The sequence below is a fragment of the Halobacillus sp. genome, from assembly GCF_049282395.1.
Taxonomy (GTDB): Bacteria; Bacillota; Bacilli; order Bacillales; family Halobacillaceae; genus Halobacillus.
The window spans coordinates 1-3,655 of sequence record NZ_JBAPTY010000354.1; the positions used below are offsets into that span (position 1 = coordinate 1).

A 3,655-nucleotide genomic window follows, 5' to 3' on the forward strand; every position below is an offset into this window, starting at 1 on the left:
AAAAGCCTCTCAAAAGTTTATGAACTCTTGAGAGGCTTTTCAATTTAGTAGACGATTTTAAAACCAGTCAAAATCCAGTCAAATTGTTCTCAAACCCTATGTTCAAAGGGTTTTGGGCGCTATCACATCATGCCGCCCATACCGCCCATGCCACCCATGTCAGGCATGCCGCCACCAGCGTTGTCATCTTCGCCTGGCTTGTCAGCGACTACGGCTTCAGTAGTCAAGAACATAGCGGCTACGGAAGCTGCGTTTTGAAGTGCAGAACGCGTTACTTTCGTAGGGTCTACGATACCTTTTTCGACCATGTTAACCCACTGGCCGGTAGCTGCATCGAATCCTACGCCGACTTCTTCGCCTTTCAGACGCTCAACGATGATGGATCCTTCAAGACCAGCATTGTGTACGATTTGACGTACAGGCTCTTCAAGAGCACGAAGTACAATGCTTGCGCCAGTTGCTTCATCGTCAACTAAGCCAAGTCCTTCAACTGAGTTGATGATGTTAACAAGCGCTGTACCACCACCGGCAACGATGCCTTCTTCTACAGCTGCTCTTGTAGAGTTCAGGGCGTCTTCGATACGTAGTTTACGCTCTTTCAATTCTGTTTCAGTAGCTGCGCCGACTTTGATAACAGCTACCCCGCCTGCTAGTTTTGCAAGACGCTCTTGTAGTTTTTCTTTATCGAATTCAGAAGTAGATTCTTCTGCCTGGGCACGGACTTGAGCTACGCGGGAAGCGATTTGCTGTGGATCTCCGTTCCCTTCAACGATAGTTGTATTTTCTTTTGTGATGACCGCTTTGGACGCACGTCCAAGTTGATCAATGGTTGTATTCTTCAGTTCAAGACCAAGGTCTTCTGTGATCACTTGACCACCTGTAAGGGTTGCGATGTCTTCAAGCATAGCTTTACGACGATCACCAAATCCAGGTGCTTTTACGGATACAGCGTTGAATGTACCGCGCAGTTTGTTCACAACAAGTGTAGCAAGTGCTTCGCCTTCTACGTCTTCAGAGATCAGTAGCAATGGCTTGGACTGCTGTACCACTTGCTCAAGTACAGGAAGTACTTCCTGGATATTGTTGATTTTCTTATCCGTAATTAGAATGTAAGGATCTTCAAGAACCGCTTCCATTTTATCCTGGTCTGTAACCATGTATGGAGAAGCATAGCCGCGGTCGAACTGCATACCTTCAACCACTTCTAGTTCTGTGTTGAAACCTTTAGATTCTTCAATTGTAATAACGCCATCGTTTCCTACACGCTCCATCGCTTCAGCAATCAGCTGGCCTACTTCGTTATCGGAAGCAGAGATGGAAGCTACCTGAGAAATGGACTCGCGGCCTTCGATTGGCTTGGAGATTTTGCGAAGTTCCTGAGTAGCGACTTCGGTTGCTTTTTCAATTCCGCGGCGAATACCTACAGGGTTCGCACCGGATGTTACGTTTTTCAGACCTTCACGGATCATCGCTTGCGCTAGAACCGTTGCAGTTGTTGTACCGTCACCAGCAACGTCATTTGTTTTGGAAGCTACTTCGGACACAAGCTGAGCACCCATGTTTTCGAAGTGATCCTGAAGTTCGATTTCTTTAGCAATGGTTACACCATCGTTTGTAATGAGTGGAGATCCGAATTTCTTATCTAGAACGACGTTACGTCCTTTCGGTCCCAGTGTTACTTTTACAGCATCTGCTAATGTATCTACTCCGCGAAGCATCGCACGGCGTGCGTCTTCACTAAACTTAATTTCTTTAGCCATTAAAAATGCCCTCCTTATTAAAATCGTACCGATTCTTCATCTATAAGTATGAGATGGTTGTACTTATTGAATAACAGCTAGTACATCTGATTCGCGCAGAATCAAGTATTCATTGCCTTCATACTTCACTTCCGTACCGGCAAACTTCGAGTAAATTACACGGTCGCCTTGTGCGACTTCCAGTGCGATTTTCTCTCCGTTGTCTGTGATGCGGCCAGTACCGACAGCAATGACTTTACCTTCTTGCGGCTTTTCCTTCGCAGAATCCGGAAGTACGATACCGCTCGCAGTAGTCTGTTCTTCTTCGATTAGTTCAATAACAATACGATCACCAAGTGGCTTTAACAATTAGGACACCCTCCTTGATAAGGTTGAATTCAATTTTTGTCGTTTATTAGCACTCGTGATGTATGAGTGCTAACACAATTCTTATCATAATCAATTCACTTTCATTTTTCAAGTAGAAAACCTAGAAAATTTTCACATCTTTTTTCGACAAATTATGTACGATAACCCTTTATCCTTAGGGATGGTTTTGAAACTATGATAAAATACATAAAGTATGAATTGTGAGATATTTTAAGGCGTAAGCTTTGTTGGATATCGCATGCATGAACTTTCATCATATATATAGATAAAAGGAGTCGTTCACCTATGCCAAATCGCTATTGGTATATTATTCTGACGTATGTCGCTGCCCAGCTCTCCGCTTTGATCGGAGTGCCGCTCGTCAAGCTGTTTGGCCTCAGCAATTATGATGCGATTGCGGTCTGGTCGGTGCTGAGCTTTTTAGCTGCAACGATCATTATTATCGTTCTGCTTAAACCGGATATGAAAGAAACCGCTATGCGGGAAGATAAGGCAGGACCGGGAGGCATCGTCCTCTGGTCTATTCTCGGAGTCATCTTGGCTCTGCTTGCCCAAGGTGTCGCTGCTGCTATTGAGAATCAAGTTTTCGGAATTCCGCCTGGATCGGAAAATACGATGGGGCTCATGGAGATTGCACGTGAATCACCATTGTTTATTCTGCTGCCTGTTTTGTTCGCTCCAATCACCGAGGAAATCATTTTCCGAAAGGTGATTTTCGGTTCGATTTATAAGCGGACGAATTTCTTTCTGGCCGTTTTAGTTTCTGCCTTGATCTTTGGTGCTTTCCACTTTGATTTTAAGCACATGCTTGTTTACTTCTCCATGGGGGTTGTATTCGCCTTCCTATATGTGAAAACAAAACGAATTATTACGCCAATCATTGCTCATATGGCGATGAACTCGTTTGTGGTCATTACACAGTACTTCGTGGATGAGGAAGATATCCGACGGATGCAGGAACAATTAGAAACCATCTTTATTGGAGGATTTTTATAATATGAGGACTTCACCACTGCTTATGGCTGTCCTCTACTTCGGTGTGGGAATCGCATTTATGTTTCTCGCGTCCCAGGCCGCAGTGGAAACGATTTGGAATGCTACAACGATTGTCTTATCGGGTGTCGCCACAGTAAATATTATTGTAGCGATCCGTTTGTATAACTTGCACGTTCGTATGAACCAGTCCAATAATAAATGACGAAGCCTAAGGAGGGAATGGCGATGGAACCTTTACTCACCGGCGAACGCGTCAGGCTGACGCTTCTCGACGACCATGATATTGATCACATGACCAAATGGTACAATAAAACCGATTATGCAAGGCATCTGGATGCCCTTCCCGCAAAGCCGAAACGAGCGGAAGACTTACGAAGGTGGCGGGATGAAGCTCACGAGCACGACAGCCATTTCCTCTTTGCGATTAAGGAAGCTGACCAGTTTATCGGGTTTGTGGAGCTTGACGGCATTCTCTGGACCCAGCAGAATGCCTGGCTCACGATTGGAATCGGTGACCCGGATATGTACGG

At 45.1% G+C, this 3,655-nt stretch carries 5 protein-coding genes; 3 read left to right on the forward strand and 2 right to left on the reverse strand.

The features are described 5' to 3' along the window. Positions 1–122: 122 nt before the first annotated feature. Both groL and groES read right to left on the reverse strand, forming a co-directional pair. On the reverse strand, positions 123–1,760 hold the full coding sequence (gene groL, locus WAM07_RS14890) for a chaperonin GroEL (RefSeq protein WP_422168092.1): 1,638 nt from the start codon (positions 1,758–1,760) through the stop codon (positions 123–125). A 63-nt stretch (positions 1,761–1,823) separates the two neighbouring features. Further along, entirely contained in the window at positions 1,824–2,108 is a 285-nt protein-coding gene (gene groES, locus WAM07_RS14895) for a co-chaperone GroES (protein WP_014641699.1), read from the reverse strand. 306 nt (positions 2,109–2,414) lie between these two features. Between groES and WAM07_RS14900 the strand changes: the two genes are divergently transcribed. The 3 genes from WAM07_RS14900 to WAM07_RS14910 form a co-directional block, all read left to right on the forward strand. Then, on the forward strand, positions 2,415–3,125 hold the full coding sequence (locus WAM07_RS14900; protein WP_422168094.1) for a CPBP family intramembrane glutamic endopeptidase: 711 nt from the start codon (positions 2,415–2,417) through the stop codon (positions 3,123–3,125). Between the two features lies 1 nt (position 3,126). Then, the gene (locus WAM07_RS14905; protein ID WP_175477847.1) at positions 3,127–3,327 is read left to right on the forward strand and encodes a YdiK family protein; all 201 of its coding nucleotides are present in this window, start codon (positions 3,127–3,129) and stop codon (positions 3,325–3,327) included. 23 nt (positions 3,328–3,350) lie between these two features. Next, on the forward strand, positions 3,351–3,655 hold a 305-nt coding region (locus WAM07_RS14910; RefSeq protein ID WP_422168096.1), incomplete at its 3' end, for a GNAT family N-acetyltransferase.

Bases quoted from the DNA above. Each gene is read 5' to 3' on its own strand.
- groL (WP_422168092.1), bottom strand. From the start codon at position 1,760: ATGGCTAAAGAAATTAAGTTTAGTGAAGACGCACGCCGTGCGATGCTT.
- WAM07_RS14900 (WP_422168094.1), top strand. From the start codon at position 2,415: ATGCCAAATCGCTATTGGTATATTATTCTGACGTATGTCGCTGCCCAG.
- WAM07_RS14905 (WP_175477847.1), top strand. From the start codon at position 3,127: ATGAGGACTTCACCACTGCTTATGGCTGTCCTCTACTTCGGTGTGGGA.